This is a genomic window from Methylocella tundrae (assembly GCF_901905185.1).
GTDB classification, from domain to species: domain Bacteria; phylum Pseudomonadota; class Alphaproteobacteria; order Rhizobiales; family Beijerinckiaceae; genus Methylocapsa; species Methylocapsa tundrae.
The window spans coordinates 1-431 of sequence record NZ_CABFMQ020000018.1; the positions used below are offsets into that span (position 1 = coordinate 1).

Below are 431 nucleotides of genomic sequence, written 5' to 3' on the forward strand. Positions count from 1 at the left end.
GGTGAAGACCGTGGTCGGCGCGCTCGACTGGGGCCTCGATGCGCAGCAGGCGACCTCGCTGGTGGACTTCGGCGCCAGCAACAGCGCCACCACCTCGGTGGGCGGCGAGCACCCGAACGTCAACACGGCGAACAACGGCAACGACGACCCGCTGATCACCGGTCTGCGTGCGCTGGGCCATACGGTCTCGACCTCGGCGCAGTCGAGCGGCACCGCGACGATCCTGCGGGTGAACCGCAACGGCGCGAGCGTGCTGCAGGGCGGCGCCGATCCGCGGCGCGAAGGCGTCGTGCTGGGCGACACCTTCAAGCCCTGAAGGCGGGCGGGAAACCGCCCGGACCGGCCCCCGCCCCCGTGGGGCGGGGTACACGCGGGCCACGGCCGGGCACGTCCCCGGCCGGGCAGGCCTTGCGGGGATGGCCGGACTACGC

General features: G+C 74.0%; 1 protein-coding gene. It reads left to right on the top strand.

Features of this window, described 5'->3' with window-relative positions:
- The coding region (locus tag MPC4_RS03675) for a gamma-glutamyltransferase (protein ID WP_174511331.1) at positions 1-316 on the top strand (316 nt) is incomplete at its 5' end.
- Between the last annotated feature and the right edge of the window lie 115 nt (positions 317-431).